The organism is Labrenzia sp. C1B70 (assembly GCF_000475395.1).
GTDB classification, from domain to species: domain Bacteria; phylum Pseudomonadota; class Alphaproteobacteria; order Rhizobiales; family Stappiaceae; genus Roseibium; species Roseibium algicola.
Map to the genome: position 1 here is coordinate 265,684 of NZ_AXCE01000062.1, position 13,838 is coordinate 279,521.

The 13,838-nt window shown below is 59.3% G+C and carries 15 protein-coding genes; 11 read left to right on the plus strand and 4 right to left on the minus strand.

From position 1 onward, the window contains the following. Nucleotides 1-14: 14 nt before the first annotated feature. Nucleotides 15-629 carry an HAD-IA family hydrolase gene (locus Q666_RS62115; RefSeq protein ID WP_023002029.1) on the plus strand — a complete coding sequence of 205 codons (615 nt, stop codon included), beginning with the start codon at nt 15-17 and terminating at the stop codon, nt 627-629. Nucleotides 630-665: 36 nt separating this feature from the next. Here Q666_RS62115 and Q666_RS62120 read toward each other — a convergent pair whose 3' ends face one another. After that, a complete protein-coding gene (locus Q666_RS62120) occupies nt 666-1,280 on the minus strand; it encodes a hypothetical protein (RefSeq protein ID WP_031269736.1) in 615 nt (204 codons plus the stop codon). A 300-nt stretch (nt 1,281-1,580) separates the two neighbouring features. Between Q666_RS62120 and Q666_RS62125 the strand changes: the two genes are divergently transcribed. Next, a complete protein-coding gene (locus Q666_RS62125) occupies nt 1,581-3,374 on the plus strand; it encodes a monovalent cation:proton antiporter-2 (CPA2) family protein (protein WP_023002027.1) in 1,794 nt (597 codons plus the stop codon). A 90-nt stretch (nt 3,375-3,464) separates the two neighbouring features. Here the strand turns inward: Q666_RS62125 and Q666_RS62130 are convergent, their stop codons facing one another. After that, nucleotides 3,465-3,938: an invasion associated locus B family protein gene (locus Q666_RS62130; RefSeq protein WP_051990219.1), complete on the minus strand. Its 474-nt coding sequence runs from the start codon at nt 3,936-3,938 to the stop codon at nt 3,465-3,467. Between the two features lie 632 nt (nt 3,939-4,570). Between Q666_RS62130 and coxB the strand changes: the two genes are divergently transcribed. The 8 genes from coxB (at nt 4,571) to Q666_RS62165 (ending at nt 11,200) form a co-directional block, all read left to right on the plus strand. Beyond that, entirely contained in the window at nt 4,571-5,473 is a 903-nt protein-coding gene (gene coxB / locus Q666_RS62135) for a cytochrome c oxidase subunit II (protein WP_031285188.1), read from the plus strand. A 77-nt stretch (nt 5,474-5,550) separates the two neighbouring features. Further along, nucleotides 5,551-7,146 (plus strand): cytochrome c oxidase subunit I, encoded by a 1,596-nt coding sequence (gene ctaD / locus Q666_RS62140; protein WP_023002023.1) that lies wholly within the window; start codon nt 5,551-5,553, stop codon nt 7,144-7,146. Nucleotides 7,147-7,296: 150 nt separating this feature from the next. Continuing rightward, nucleotides 7,297-8,232: a heme o synthase gene (locus Q666_RS62145; RefSeq protein WP_031269734.1), complete on the plus strand. Its 936-nt coding sequence runs from the start codon at nt 7,297-7,299 to the stop codon at nt 8,230-8,232. A gap of 4 nt (nt 8,233-8,236) precedes the next feature. After that, nucleotides 8,237-8,398 (plus strand): hypothetical protein, encoded by a 162-nt coding sequence (locus Q666_RS66490; protein WP_023002021.1) that lies wholly within the window; start codon nt 8,237-8,239, stop codon nt 8,396-8,398. Nucleotides 8,399-8,408: 10 nt separating this feature from the next. After that, the gene (locus tag Q666_RS62150) at nt 8,409-9,017 is read left to right on the plus strand and encodes a cytochrome c oxidase assembly protein (protein ID WP_023002020.1); all 609 of its coding nucleotides are present in this window, start codon (nt 8,409-8,411) and stop codon (nt 9,015-9,017) included. 45 nt (nt 9,018-9,062) lie between these two features. Further along, nucleotides 9,063-9,935, plus strand: coding sequence for a cytochrome c oxidase subunit 3 (locus Q666_RS62155; RefSeq protein ID WP_023002019.1), 873 nt, complete (start codon nt 9,063-9,065; stop codon nt 9,933-9,935). Between the two features lie 80 nt (nt 9,936-10,015). After that, nucleotides 10,016-10,411: a DUF983 domain-containing protein gene (locus Q666_RS62160; RefSeq protein WP_031269732.1), complete on the plus strand. Its 396-nt coding sequence runs from the start codon at nt 10,016-10,018 to the stop codon at nt 10,409-10,411. Nucleotides 10,412-10,438: 27 nt separating this feature from the next. Then, nucleotides 10,439-11,200: an SURF1 family protein gene (locus tag Q666_RS62165; RefSeq protein WP_023002017.1), complete on the plus strand. Its 762-nt coding sequence runs from the start codon at nt 10,439-10,441 to the stop codon at nt 11,198-11,200. A 269-nt stretch (nt 11,201-11,469) separates the two neighbouring features. Here Q666_RS62165 and Q666_RS62170 read toward each other — a convergent pair whose 3' ends face one another. Both Q666_RS62170 and Q666_RS62175 read right to left on the minus strand, forming a co-directional pair. Next, nucleotides 11,470-11,958: a peroxiredoxin gene (locus Q666_RS62170; RefSeq protein ID WP_023002016.1), complete on the minus strand. Its 489-nt coding sequence runs from the start codon at nt 11,956-11,958 to the stop codon at nt 11,470-11,472. 131 nt (nt 11,959-12,089) lie between these two features. Then, a complete protein-coding gene (locus Q666_RS62175; protein ID WP_023002015.1) occupies nt 12,090-12,911 on the minus strand; it encodes a protein-disulfide reductase DsbD domain-containing protein in 822 nt (273 codons plus the stop codon). A gap of 184 nt (nt 12,912-13,095) precedes the next feature. On the opposite strand from Q666_RS62175, the gene Q666_RS62180 reads away from it, so the two are divergent. Beyond that, complete coding sequence (locus Q666_RS62180; RefSeq protein ID WP_023002014.1) at nt 13,096-13,692, plus strand: YqgE/AlgH family protein; 597 nt, start codon at nt 13,096-13,098, stop codon at nt 13,690-13,692. Nucleotides 13,693-13,838 lie beyond the last annotated feature (146 nt).

Below are 13,838 nucleotides of genomic sequence, written 5' to 3' on the forward strand. Positions count from 1 at the left end.
GCCTGGAAGGACCTATGCCGGACATAAAATTCGTCATCTTCGATATGGATCTGGTGCTCTACGACTATGACCACCAGATCCGCTTGAAGCTGCTTGAAGAGCTGACAGGAAGGCCTGCGGCCGATATTGATCGCTCGGTCTGGGGCGGTCCTCACGAGAATGCAGCCGAGGCGGGAGATCCTGCAACGGCGGATGCCTATCTGGAGCAATTTGCAAGGCTGCTCGAGTTTCCGATCGATTTCGAAACCTGGGCGGATGTGCGCCGGCAGATGATGCGCCCGCGCCGGAATGTCTTGTCGCTTGTCCGCCGCCTGAAGACGACCGCAGACATTGCGCTGCTGACCAACAACGGCATGCTCTTGAAGGATGCCTTGCCCGTCTGCGCGCCGGAAACGGTCGAAATTTTCGGTGAGAAAGCCCATGTCTCGGCTGAGTTTGGAGCCCGCAAGCCTGATCCGCTGGTCTTTGAGCGCATCTGCGGCCGCTACGGCTACGGTCCCGAGGAAAGTGCGTTTGTCGATGATCGCGCGGAAAACATAGAAGGGGCACAGAGCGTCGGGCTTAAGGGCCATCACTACGTGACTGTGGATGGCCTGGAAACGTTCCTGAGGGCTTGTCGGCTGATCTGATCCGGAACGCAGGTTTGCGCGATCAGGGTGTTGCAGTCAGGGCTTTGGGTGAAAGTGCCTTTGAGGCAGCAGGTCTTCCGAACTGAAACTCCCGTTTCCGGCTATCACCATGCCGCGTGCCACGCTCAGGTTCCTGGCAACGCCGCTTCCTTTCAGCAGACCGCCTCTCATGTCCGGATCATCTTCCTGAAAGGAGCCTCCGTCCGACAGTTTGCAGCTGTCGACCGTGATATTGCCGAGGATCTGACTGCCGTCTCCCAGCATGCATTTGCCGAACAGGGCCGGGTTGTTGAGGAACCGGCCATGGCTTCCGATCCGGATTTCCGCGCCGGGCCTGTTGGCCTTGGCGGTAAATCCGCCTTCGCCGAACTGGTTCTTGTTACCGATCAGAATATTGCCGTTCGACGCTTCGAAATGGCTGCCGGAGTGCACAATGTTGTCGTCGCCCAGCTGGATCTTTGCTCCGGATGAGGCCTTCAGCGTGACGCCCGGATAAAAGATGTTGTTCCTGCCCGCCGATACGCCTGCGGAAACCAGCGTGGAAAAGGGATCCAGAACATGATTTCCGTCCAGGATTTCCATCATCTGAGACAGCGGCAGAAACCCGCTGGCAAGGCGTGCGGCATCGATTGAGGCAAACAGATCGGACATGCGGTGCAAGAGCTCCGTCTTGGAGTACAGGGATAGATAGCCAGCCTTTGGACTGGACGTTGCCTGCCAGACTTTTTCACCGGACATCTGCAACGCTACGCAGCAAATATCCAACGTGCAATCAGCTTGTGCGGTTCTCGGCGCGTGGGGCTGTCCTTTGATTGAAAATAAAGCACTTTTTTGCTGCAGTCGCTGGATTTGATTAAAGGATAGGGCGTATTCTCTGATATCGTTGAAGTGAGCCGAAGTCGCCTGAAACAAGAAGGCGACGTGTCGGGACCATGCGGTTAAGGAGAAGGAATGGCAGCAGAAGGAGCCCCTCCGTTTTTTGCCGAATCGATCGTGTTTCTGGCCGCGACGGTCGTCGCCGTACCGATCGCCAAAAGGCTGGGGCTTGGATCGGTGGTCGGATATCTCGCTGCCGGAGCCGTTATAGGCCCGCACGGCCTAAAGCTTCTCGGCTCGGGCGAGGACGTGCTTCATGTCGCCGAACTTGGCGTCGTCCTGCTGCTGTTTGTCATCGGTCTGGAGCTGGACCCGCGAAAACTCTGGCGGATGAAGCGTGACATCTTCGGCCTCGGAACGGCCCAGGTGCTTCTGACCGGTGTGACCTTCTACGCCATAGGGCGGCTGTTCGGTTATTCCTTCACCACCTCTCTGGTTGCTGGCTTCGGCCTGGCACTTTCTTCCACCGCGTTCGCGCTGCAGATCCTGCAGGAACGCGGACAACTTTCCTCAGCCTACGGCCAGCGGGCGTTCGGCATCCTGTTGCTTCAGGATATCGCCATCGTGCCACTGCTTGCGATGGTCGCCATCCTGGCGCCGGGGGAAGGCCCGTCCACCTACACCCAGATCGCGAGCGAGATCCTGATCGTTCTGGCGGCGGTGGCTGCCGTTATCCTGACTGGTCGATATCTGGTGTCGCCGATTTTCCTGCTGCTGGCGGCAAGCCGCGCGCGCGAGGTCATGCTGACAGCCGCTCTCCTCGTCGCTCTTGGCAGTGCCGGCATCATGCATGCGGTCGGCCTGTCGATGGCGCTCGGGGCGTTCCTGGCAGGTGTTCTGCTGGCCGAATCGAGTTTCCGCCATACGCTTGAAGCCGACATCGAGCCCTTCCGGTCTTTGCTCATGGGCCTGTTCTTTGTCGCCGTCGGCATGTCGCTGGATGTCTACCTGGTGATGACCCACTGGGAAATCCTCGCAATCGGCGTCATCTGTGTGATGGGCGTGAAGGGCATATTCCTTTGGGCTCTGTCACGGGGCACCGGCTCGCCGAATTCCGATGCATTGCGCATTGCCGTCACGCTGCCTCAAGGTGGTGAATTCGCCTTTGTCCTGTTCACCGCCGCTGTCGGCGAACGCCTGTTGAGCTATCAGGCCGTCAACCAGCTGAACGCGATTGTGGTCTTGACCATGTTGCTGACGCCGGTTGCCTGCCTCGGGCTGGACCGGCTGGCGGCCAGGGTCAAGGCACGGGGTGTTGAAAACCCGTCGATCGAAACATTCGAGGAGGCAACTCCGACCGTGCTGGTGATCGGCTTCGGCCGCTTCGGCATGGTGGTGGCCCAGTTCCTGACATCCGAAGGTCTTGAGATCACCGCCATCGACAACCGGCCGGACCGTATCGCCTACGCCCGCAAGCAGGGCTACAAGGTCTATTACGGCGATGCGACGCGGGCAGACGTTTTGGCGGCGGCTGGGGCGGGCAAGGCAACATTGGTTGCCATGTGTATCGAGAACGACAAGGTGATGGGCAAGGCCATCGACCTCGTTCGAGAAGGCTTCCCCGAGGCGCTGATCTTCTGCCGGGCGACGGACCGCGCGCATATGCTGGATCTCACCAAACGGGGCGTCGATTTCCAGATTCGTGAAACCTTCGAATCAAGCGTCGTCTTCGGCCGGGCGGCACTCGAGGCACTGGGAACTCCCCTCGACCGGATAGACCAGATCGAGGAAGACGTTCGCGACCGGGACGAGGAGCGGCTTGCCCAGCAACTGCGTGAGGGCATGTTTGCCGGCGCCGACAAGCTGCACAAGGTAACGCCGCGCCGGTCGATGGAGGCGAACGCTCCTGACGCACCAGCCGCGGAATAGGCGGCAAGGCTCATCACCAGGATTTCGGAAACAAAAAAAAGGCGCCGAATGGGCGCCTTTCGTTTGGTTGCTTGCGTGTCCGTGTCCGTGTCAGGGCAGGGCGTCGAAGCCTGCGGAGAACCCGTTCAGCGAAATCGGGATGCCGATCCCTTCTTCCGGGGTCTGGAAGATGATGAAGGTCGCCTGAGAGCCGGCCTGCAATTTGCTCAGCAGATCTTCTTCGAGAATGACCTCGGCAATGCAGCCGTTCGGAAGACAGCGGACGAAACCGGCCCGGCCGATATCGGCGTTGTCGACCCTGAGGCCAAGACCAGACGGCAGCAACACGCCGAGCGGTGCGAGAACCCTGAGAATGCGGGCCTGCTTGTCGGCGGTTTTCAGAATGATCACGGAAAGCCCGACGTTTTCCCGGTCGGCCGCAGTGACGTTCTGGATCAGAGCGCACTGGTCACCGGTGGAACCGGGAGGCGTGTCGCAGCGCATTTGCCAGTCGCCGTGAGTCGAGCGGACCTCGCCTTGTGCCGCGGCGGGCAGATTTCCGTAAGTCAACGAACTGAAGACGATCCCGGCAACGGCCGCGAGTTTGGAAAAAGACAGTCTGGAACGTCCGTTAGGGCGGGCAGCCAGTGACTGCGGCAATTGGGTTGACAAGAAATCCTCCAGTCAATCGTTGTCCGGTTCGCTTTTGGTCGGCCCGGCATAAAAAGATGCGGCCTGCTTGGCGAATCAAGGTGTAATTCTAGGCCAGACATTGCCGCATGACGGCGCACGTTTCCAGTCCGGCGGTTCAGGAACCGAAGGATTAGCCGCAATTCTTGTCGAAAATTCGCATGTCCTTGACCCGTGTCAAATGGCAGAGAGCTTCAGGTGGCTGTGAAAAGTTGGAAATTCCGTTGCAGCCCGGCGTTTCTTGTGGTTTTTGTGCGGCTCAAAGGTGTCGGTGGAATGATGCGGCACATCGCCGCTATGCCCGATGGTAGCCATCGCCCTTTATATGAGTTTGTGGTTATAGTCCGGTCAAACTCATGACCTTGTCCAACTCCAGGACGCAGCAGATTTGGCTTGCGCAGCGCCGCCAAGCCCGCTACTGCCGCACCGGATTGGACCGGATCTGAGTCCGGAAATTTAGCATTTTCCGCCATTTCAGGCGGATGAGGGAAGGGAGCGCGGACGTGAAGGCAGTCTTCAAGCGTCTCATGACTATGGCCGGTGCGGCGGCAACTTTTGCTGGAGTGTCGACAGCGGCCCTGGCAGCGGAATCCGGCATCAAGGAATGGCAGTTGGGCTTTCAGGCCTCTGTCACCGATGTGATGGACGACATTACCTGGTTCAACGGGTTCACCCTGGTGATCATTACCGTGATCACCCTGTTCGTGCTGGCGCTGCTGATCGTCTGCATGACCCGCTTCAGCGCGAAGTCGAACCCGGTTCCGTCCAGAACCTCGCACAACACCATGATCGAAGTGGTCTGGACGGTTGCTCCGATCCTGATTCTGGTCGTGATCGCGATCCCGTCTTTCCGCCTGCTCTACAAGCAGCTGGACATTCCCGAATACGAGATGACCGTCAAGGCGACCGGGTACCAGTGGTACTGGGGCTATGAGTACACCGATGAGAACATGGGTGAGCTCTCCTTCGACTCCATCATGGTCAAGGACGACGAGCGCCAGGCTGTTGCAGACGCTCGCGGCGTGACGCTGAACGAAGTTCCGCGCCTTCTGTCCGTTGACTACGACCTCGTCATTCCGGTCGACACGACGGTTCGCGTCCAGGTGACTTCCGAAGACGTGATTCACTCCTTCGCGATGCCGTCCTTCGGCGTCAAGGTCGATGCCATTCCGGGCCGCCTGAACGAGACCTGGTTCCACGCTCGCGAGGAAGGCGTCTACTACGGTCAGTGTTCCGAACTGTGCGGCAAGGATCACGCTTTCATGCCGATCGCTATCCGTGTGGTTTCCAAGGATCAGTTCCAGACCTGGTCGACTGCCGCTCAGGACGATCTGGACACTGCAAACCAGCAGCTCCTGGCTTCGATCGCCGATACCAAGAAGCTGGCTGCCGCAGGCAAGCTTGAAGAGATCTCTGTCGCCGCGAAATAATGCGGCGGCGATCCTGTTTGGCGATGCGCGCGATGTCATGCAGCGCCGCTGAGAAAGTCTGAAAGAGGGAGCCCAAAATGGCTGCGACCGAAGCACATGCGGCACATGGCCATCCGACCGGATGGCGCCGCTGGGTCTATTCGACCAACCACAAGGACATCGGTATCATGTACCTGATGTTCGCTATCATGGCAGGTATCGTTGGCGGCGCGCTCAGCGTCGGCATGCGGATGGAACTTCAGGAACCGGGGATGCAGTTCTTCGGCGATCCGCACCTGTTCAACGTGTTCACCACCGCTCACGGCCTGATCATGATCTTCTTCATGGTGATGCCGGCCATGATCGGCGGCTACGCCAACTACTTCGTGCCGATCATGATCGGTGCGCCGGACATGGCGTTCCCGCGGATGAACAACATTTCCTTTTGGCTGCTTCCGCCGGCCTTCCTGCTGCTGCTTCTCTCCCTCTTCGTTGAAGGTCCTCCGGGCTCCAACGGTGTCGGTGGTGGCTGGACCATCTATCCGCCGCTGTCCACTTCCGGTCAGCCCGGACCGGCGATGGATCTGGCGATCCTGGCCCTGCACATCGCAGGTGCATCCTCGATCCTCGGTGCCATCAACTTCATCACGACCATCTTCAACATGCGCGCGCCGGGCATGACCCTGCACAAGATGCCGCTGTTTGCCTGGTCCGTGCTGATCACCGCGTTCCTGCTGCTGCTGTCCCTGCCGGTTCTGGCTGGTGCCATCACCATGCTGCTGACCGACCGTAACTTCGGCACCACGTTCTTTGCGCCTGCCGGTGGCGGTGACCCGATCCTGTTCCAGCACCTGTTCTGGTTCTTCGGTCATCCGGAAGTGTACATCCTGATCCTGCCGGGCTTCGGCATCATCAGCCACATCATTTCCACTTTCTCGCGCAAGCCGATCTTCGGTTACCTGGGCATGGCCTACGCCATGGTCGCCATCGGCGTCGTCGGCTTCATCGTGTGGGCGCACCACATGTACACTGTCGGCATGTCTTCCGAGACGCAGGCCTACTTCGTGGCTGCCACCATGGTGATCGCGGTTCCCACTGGCGTGAAGATCTTCTCCTGGATCGCCACCATGTGGGGCGGCTCCATCGAGTTCCGCACGCCAATGGTCTGGGCAATCGGCTTCATCTTCCTGTTCACCGTTGGTGGTGTGACGGGTGTGCAGCTCGCCAACGCCGGTCTTGACCGTTCGTTCCACGACACCTACTACGTGGTTGCTCACTTCCACTACGTGCTGTCGCTGGGTGCCGTGTTCGCAATCTTCGCGGCCTGGTACTACTGGTTCCCGAAAATGTTCGGCTACATGTACAACGAGACGATCGGCAAGGCCCATTTCTGGATCACCTTCGTGGGCGTGAACCTGGTGTTCTTCCCGCAGCACTTCCTGGGTCTGAACGGCATGCCGCGCCGCTATGTCGACTATCCGGATGCGTTTGCCGGCTGGAACTTCGTTTCCTCCATCGGCTCCTACATCTCGGCCTTTGCGGTTCTGGTGTTCCTCTTCGGCATCGTCGAAGCGTTCTCCAAGAAGCGCGTCGTCGGCAACAACCCGTGGGGCGAAGGCGCAACGACCCTGGAGTGGACCCTGTCTTCTCCTCCGCCGTTCCACCAGTTCGAGACCCTGCCGCGCATCAAGTAATTCGCGGAGGGAGGTTCGCCTCCCGGTCAAGATCAGCACCGCGCCGGTTGCCGGCGCGGTGCTCCCTTTCAAGAAAACTGCCGGGCCATGTGCACCCGGATGCGCGATCCCTGGATCGCGGAAGAAAACAAGAATTCAAAGGACGCGCCTATGTCGCTCGTTGAGCGCCAGGATATGATGAGCCAGGAAACCGCTGTCTGGGACGGTGGCATGGGATCGGTGAGCGACTATGTGGCGCTCCTGAAGCCGCGTGTGATGTCTCTGGTCATCTTCACCGCTTTTGTCGGCCTGATGCTGGCACCAGGCTCCGTGCATCCAGTGCTGGGCGTTGTCGCGATCCTGTGCATTGCCATCGGAGCGGGCGCTTCCGGCGCGCTCAACATGTGGTACGACGCCGACATCGACGAAGTCATGACGCGCACCCGCAAGCGGCCGATCCCGGCCGGCAAGGTCACGCGTGAGGAAGCGCTTGCCTTCGGTGTGACGCTGTCCATCGGTTCGGTTGTGCTACTCGGCCTTCTGGTCAACTGGTTTGCCGGTGCGTTCCTGGCCTTCACCATCTTCTTTTACGTGATCGTCTATACAATGTGGCTGAAGCGCTCGACGCCGCAGAACATCGTTATCGGCGGCGCAGCCGGGGCGTTTCCTCCGATGATTGGCTGGGCAGCCGTTACCGGAAGTGTAAGCCTGGAAAGCTTCGTGCTCTTCCTGATCATCTTCATGTGGACACCGCCGCACTTCTGGGCGCTGGCACTGGTCAAGAACGGCGACTATCAGGCCGCCAAGATACCGATGCTGCCAGTTGTCGCCGGCGAGACCGTGACACGGCATCATATTCTTGCCTACGCCATCCTGCTCGCACCTATCGGTGTCGCGCCTTATCTGCTTGGCTTTGCAAGCCCCGTCTACGGCATTGCATCCGCTCTTCTGAGTGCCATCTTCGTCGGCCTTTCCTTTGACGTCTGGCGCAAGCGCGAGGGCGATCCGGCGAAGGCCGCGTGCTGGCGTCTGTTCAAGTTTTCAATCTTTTACCTGTTCATGCTGTTTGCCCTGCTTCTGGGCGAGAGCCTGATTGCAGGAGTGTGACGTGATGGCCAAGGAAGAGCAGGGCATTGCGCTCACCGAAGAGCAGAAGAAGAAGCGCCGGTCGCGGTCGATTGCAATCGCCTGCGTGCTCGGCGGCCTCGTCGTGCTGTTCTATGTCGTGACCATCGTCAAACTGGGCCCCGGTATCCTGGACCGGGCGCTTTGAGGGAGATCGTGTGAGCAACGGACAAGACACTTCAAACCTGTCACGCAGCAACCGCAAGGTCGCGGTGGTTTGCGCTGGCGTGTTCATGTTCATGGTCGGGGCGGCCTATGCCGCCGTGCCGCTCTACAATCTTTTCTGCCGTGTCACCGGGTTTGGTGGCACCACGCAGGTTGCCACGGCTGAAAGCGACGTGATCATCGACCGCAAGATCACCGTGCGCTTCGACGGCAACGTTAATCACGAGCTGCCCTGGAAATTCAAACCGGTGCAGCGTTCGGTCACGCTCCAGATGGGCGAAACCGCCCAACTGGAATATGTGGCAACCAACACAGGTTCCGGCAGGACCGTCGGCACGTCGACTTTCAACGTGTCGCCGCCGACGGCCGGCGCCTATTTCAACAAGCTGCAATGCTTCTGCTTTACCGAGCAGGCGCTGGAAAGCGGCGAGACTGTTCAGATGCCGGTCGTTTTCTTCGTCGACCCGGAAATGGACAAGGATCCTGAGCTGAAACACGTGAAGGAAATCACTTTGTCCTACACCTTCTTCCCGGTAGAAGAACCGGAACGTCCTGTTGCAGCAAAGGCCGAGAAGGCCGCAGCTGAAACAAAATTCGAGTGATTGGCGCATCCGCGCTTGAAATGACTGTCTTTGGGGAGCTTGCCGATGGCTGAGGCACATACCAAAAACCACGATTACCACTTGGTCGATCCGAGTCCGTGGCCGTTCATCGCATCCGTCGGTGCATTCGTCATGGCACTGGGTGCCATCGGCTTCATGAAATATGCACAGGGCACGGAGTTCGTGCTGCTTGGCCTGGATCTCACCGGCTGGGGCCTGTTCGCTATCGGGCTGCTGATCGTCCTTTACGTGATGTTCGGCTGGTGGCGCGACACCGTTCGCGAATCTGCTCAGGGTCACCACACCCGGGTGGTCTCGCTGCATCTTCGCTACGGCATGCTGCTGTTCATCGCTTCTGAAGTGATGTTCTTCGTTGCATGGTTCTGGGCCTACTTCGATGCATCGCTGTTCACCAGCGAAGCCATTCAGTTTGCCCGTGTCGAGGCAACTGGCGGTCACTGGCCGCCTGCCGGCATCGAAACATTCGATCCCTGGCACCTGCCGCTGCTCAACACCCTGATCCTGCTGTGCTCCGGCACCACGGTCACCTGGGCACACCATGCGCTGCTGCATAATGACCGCGATGGCCTGAAGTGGGGCCTGACCCTTACGGTTCTGCTGGGTGTTCTCTTCACCGTCTGCCAAGTCTACGAATACATGCACGCTGCGTTCGATTTCGGCGGCAACATCTACGGCGCGACCTTCTTCATGGCGACCGGTTTCCACGGTTTCCACGTTATCGTCGGCACCATCTTCCTGGCCGTCTGTCTGTTCCGGGCACTGGCTGGTCAGTTCACCGTCGAGAAGCACTTCGGTTTCGAAGCCGCCGCATGGTACTGGCACTTCGTTGACGTCGTCTGGCTGTTCCTGTTCGTCTCCATCTACATTTGGGGCGCAGGCACACCGGCAGCTCACTAGGATCGCGCCAAACCGGCACGAGCAACGCCCGATCCGGCCACCGGATCGGGCGTTTTCATTTCAGCTGAGGCTTGAGGCACATCATGGAAGACAAGGCGCATTTTCCACCGGTCAATCCGGTTTCCGCAGGCCTGTCGGGCAAGTGTCCGCGCTGCGGCCAGGGGAAGCTCTTCGACGGGTTCCTGAGCGTCAAGAAATCCTGCATGGCCTGCGGGCTCGACTACTCTTTCGCCGACAGTGGTGACGGCCCGGCGGTTTTCGTCATCATGATCGTCGGGTTTATCGTGGTCGGTCTGGTGCTCTTCGTCGAACTCTCCTACCAGCCGCCGATCTGGGTACACCTGGTCCTCTGGCTACCGCTGACGATCCTGCTGGCCGGCGGAGTGCTTCGACCGCTGAAAGGCCTCATGATTGCGCTTCAGTTCCGGCACAAGGCTGCCGAAGGTCAACTGGACACCGGCAAGGACGACAATTGACCGGGCTGGTCCCGGGAAGACAATCTCATGCGTAAACTCGTTATCCCGACACTCGCCGCCATCGCGGCTCTGGTGGTTCTGCTCAATCTCGGTTTCTGGCAGCTCGACCGCCTGGCCTGGAAAGAAAACCTCATCGAACAGGTGGAATCCGGTGTTTCGACCCCGCCGGAAACAGCACCCGAACCGGGGGCCTGGGGCGACCTTGCCCCCTCTGACGACTATAGCCATGTCAGGCTCACCGGACGTTTCCTGGAAGGTGCGGTCTTCTATTACACCGCGCTGACTGATCCGGTCGGGCCAGTAAGCGGGCCCGGGGTGATGGTTTATGCACCTTTCGAAACGGATCAGCAGTGGATCGTTCTGGTCAACCGCGGCTTCCTGCCACAAGGGCTCGACAAGGCTTCGCGCGAAAAGGCAATCACGCCGCCTGATGGTGCCTGGGAGCTGACTGGACTTTTGCGGCTGAGTGAAAAACCGAACTGGACAACGCCGGAACCCGGTCGGGAAGATCGTATCTGGTTCGCACGTGATACGGATGCCATGGCAGCAGAACTGGGCCTCGATCCCGCCAGGCTGGCTCCCTTCAGCATTGATCTCGACGCTTCCTTCACGCCGCCGTCCGGTCTGCCGCAGGCGGGGGAGACCATCGTTCATTTCAAGAACGACCACCTCGGCTATGCGCTGACCTGGTTCGGTCTGGCGGCAACGCTGATCGGTGTCTACCTCACTTACGCGGCAAGTATCCTTTGGCCTCGCAAACGGCAGGCGGGCGAAACGTCGAGCAAGTAGGTGGTGCAGGTGGCCTCGTGACACGAAAGAACGTGGCTCCGGAGGGGCAGGAGAACCCAGGCTCTCGGTCGTCGTCGCGGCCAAGCGAAGCGCGAGCCGGGATCGGGAAGCCCCAGCTTCACTTTTGTCGGCAGGCAGGTTGAAAAGCCTTCGGCTCTCCAGTCACCGATCTCCGCATTGCTGCGTCCGGGATGATCTGCTGAGAGGGGGCGATCAAAAAAGGGCCCCGCAGGGCCCTTCATCATTTCTCCTGCAAGCTTGCAAACAGCTTAGCCGAGTGCTTCCAGGATTGCGGCGGCACCGGACTTTACGGCTTCGCCCGGAGCGTCTTCAATAGCCAGGAAGGTGATCACGCCATCCTTGGCAATCAGCGCGAAACGCTGTGAGCGCAGGTGACCGAAGATCGGTGCCGGCCCGAGGCCGAGGCCTGCGGCTTCGACAAAGCCGGCAGCCGTGTCTGACAGGAACGTGATGCTGTCGCCGGCGCTGGAGGCTTTCTTCCAGGCGTCCATGACGAAGACATCGTTCACGGACAGGACAGCAATGGTGTCGACACCCTTGTTCTTCAGCGTTTCCGCATGCTCGATGAAGCCCGGCAGGTGGTTCATGTGGCAGGTCGGGGTGAAGGCACCCGGCACGCCGAACAGCACAACGGTTTTGCCGGATGTCAGCTCGCTGGTCGATATTTCGCCGGGGCCGTCCGCGGTCATGGTGTTGAATGTTGCCTCAGGAAGACGATCCCCAACAGAAAGTGTCATAGTGAATATCCCTTGATTGACCGGCTGCGGCGAAACGGCAGCCCCGCGACACAGATAGGGCTTTGTTGGCCATCCGTCGAGGGAAGTTGAGGCAAAAGCGGTTCGATAGACAGACCGGCAGGAGGCAGTTTCTATTTCACCCAGGCCGGATCAATGGGAAACAGCTGCTCGACCGCCCGACCGCCCGCAGTCAGCACAAGACGCAGATCGTCGTCGGTCTCAGTTGTTTTCATGCCTTTGAGTGGCAAGCGCCAGAGTGTCTTTTCACCACCTTGGCCGGCAGGTTTAGGCAGGCCGATATAGGAGCCTTCGGGAGCTGCTGCAAAAAGATCCGGCGTGGTGTCTTCAGGCGCCTGGACCTCGATCTCCACTGAATCGCCCGATGCCGACAGGGCTATCGCACTTATCTTCAGATCCGCGGACGGCTGCTTGGCAGGCACGGCCTCGAGGTCTCGTAGGATCAGTGTCTGGGCAAGGCTGTCGGTCTGGTCATCCGGGGTCAGATCAAGCGTCAGGGAGGCCTCTCCGGGAACGCAGATCTCGTTGCAGATACCAAAGAAAACGTCCAGGGAAAGCGTCACGGCTTGACCGGGATTTTCAGGTTCGACCCGCAGCGGCAGAACAATGCCATTGTGATAGACGATTGATTCAGAAAAGCCGTCGTCATAGCGCTCCGGCGCAGGATAGAGCACCTCGGTGGTCTTGATGTTTGCGCTTCCGGTCGTATCGATCTGGGGCGGAATTCCGGCTTCGCCAGGATAGCGCCAATAGGTGTGCCAGCCCGGTTCCAGAAGGAACTCCAGACCGGCTTCATAATGGCCGTCCTTCATGGGGCCCGAGGCGATCAGCCTGACGGCGCCTCCCTGAACTTCCGTCCAACCGGTCATGGCGGCATGGGCGGGTGAAGCAAAAACAAAAAAGGTGAGCGCAAGGGCAAGGACAGAGCGTTTCATGCCTTCTTTGCTACACGAGTTTCAGGCAAGCGTCATCGGCCAGACTGGGCAATCCAGGTCATATCCTTGTGACGCTGAAGTGAGCCGGTTGCCATTCGGCGAGCACAAACAGACATTAACAAAGCCTGGCAAAGGGGCTATGCTTTCCCTTGGGCAGAGAGCGTCAACAGAAAACGAGGTACGCATGGCCGGATCCGCAGCAACAGATTCCCTTGAAGGTCAGTTTCTGATTGCGATGCCGGGCATGTCAGACAGCCGGTTCGAACATTCCGTGATTTATCTGTGCTCTCATTCGGACCAGGGCGCAATGGGCCTCGTGGTGAACCAGGTGGCCCGCCATTTGTCACTGGAAGAGCTTCTGATTCAACTCGATATCGTCAACGACGATGGTGCCATTCGCCTGCCGTCGAAAGTCCGCGACATGAGCGTCCACAAGGGTGGCCCGGTGGAGGTCGAACGCGGCTTCGTGTTGCATAGCGACGATTTCATGCTGAACCAGTCGACCCTTGCCATTGATAACGGCATCTGCCTGACGGCAACACTGGAGATTCTGCGGGCGCTTGCGCAAGGGACCGGCCCCACCCAGGCCATGCTGGCCCTCGGTTATGCAGGTTGGGCTCCGGGGCAGCTTGAAAACGAAATCCAGGCCAATGGGTGGCTGACGGCTCCGGCCGATCCGGACATCCTGTTCGATCAGGCCTCCGACAAGAAATGGCATCGCGCGCTCGCCAGCATGGGTATCGACCCCGCCATGCTCTATGCCGATGCAGGGCACGCCTGACGGCGCTGACGTCACGGCCGGTTTCGCAAAACTTGTCTCTTCACGGTCATCATTTTAGCCAAAAGCGACTTGCGCTTGAATGTTATGGCGCGTAAGTCGCATCAATGGCATGGTTTGTTTCAAATCTGCCGGAATTCAAGTAGGCT

Excerpts from the sequence above, each read along its gene's own strand:
- ctaD (WP_023002023.1), top strand. The coding sequence starts at position 5,551 with ATGGCTGCGACCGAAGCACATGCGGCACATGGCCATCCGACCGGATGG.
- Q666_RS62170 (WP_023002016.1), bottom strand. The coding sequence starts at position 11,958 with ATGACACTTTCTGTTGGGGATCGTCTTCCTGAGGCAACATTCAACACC.
- Q666_RS62155 (WP_023002019.1), top strand. The coding sequence starts at position 9,063 with ATGGCTGAGGCACATACCAAAAACCACGATTACCACTTGGTCGATCCG.
- Q666_RS66490 (WP_023002021.1), top strand. The coding sequence starts at position 8,237 with ATGGCCAAGGAAGAGCAGGGCATTGCGCTCACCGAAGAGCAGAAGAAG.
- coxB (WP_031285188.1), top strand. The coding sequence starts at position 4,571 with ATGACTATGGCCGGTGCGGCGGCAACTTTTGCTGGAGTGTCGACAGCG.
- Q666_RS62145 (WP_031269734.1), top strand. The coding sequence starts at position 7,297 with ATGTCGCTCGTTGAGCGCCAGGATATGATGAGCCAGGAAACCGCTGTC.
- Q666_RS62175 (WP_023002015.1), bottom strand. The coding sequence starts at position 12,911 with ATGAAACGCTCTGTCCTTGCCCTTGCGCTCACCTTTTTTGTTTTTGCT.
- Q666_RS62165 (WP_023002017.1), top strand. The coding sequence starts at position 10,439 with ATGCGTAAACTCGTTATCCCGACACTCGCCGCCATCGCGGCTCTGGTG.
- Q666_RS62120 (WP_031269736.1), bottom strand. The coding sequence starts at position 1,280 with ATGTCCGATCTGTTTGCCTCAATCGATGCCGCACGCCTTGCCAGCGGG.
- Q666_RS62115 (WP_023002029.1), top strand. The coding sequence starts at position 15 with ATGCCGGACATAAAATTCGTCATCTTCGATATGGATCTGGTGCTCTAC.
- Q666_RS62180 (WP_023002014.1), top strand. The coding sequence starts at position 13,096 with ATGGCCGGATCCGCAGCAACAGATTCCCTTGAAGGTCAGTTTCTGATT.
- Q666_RS62125 (WP_023002027.1), top strand. The coding sequence starts at position 1,581 with ATGGCAGCAGAAGGAGCCCCTCCGTTTTTTGCCGAATCGATCGTGTTT.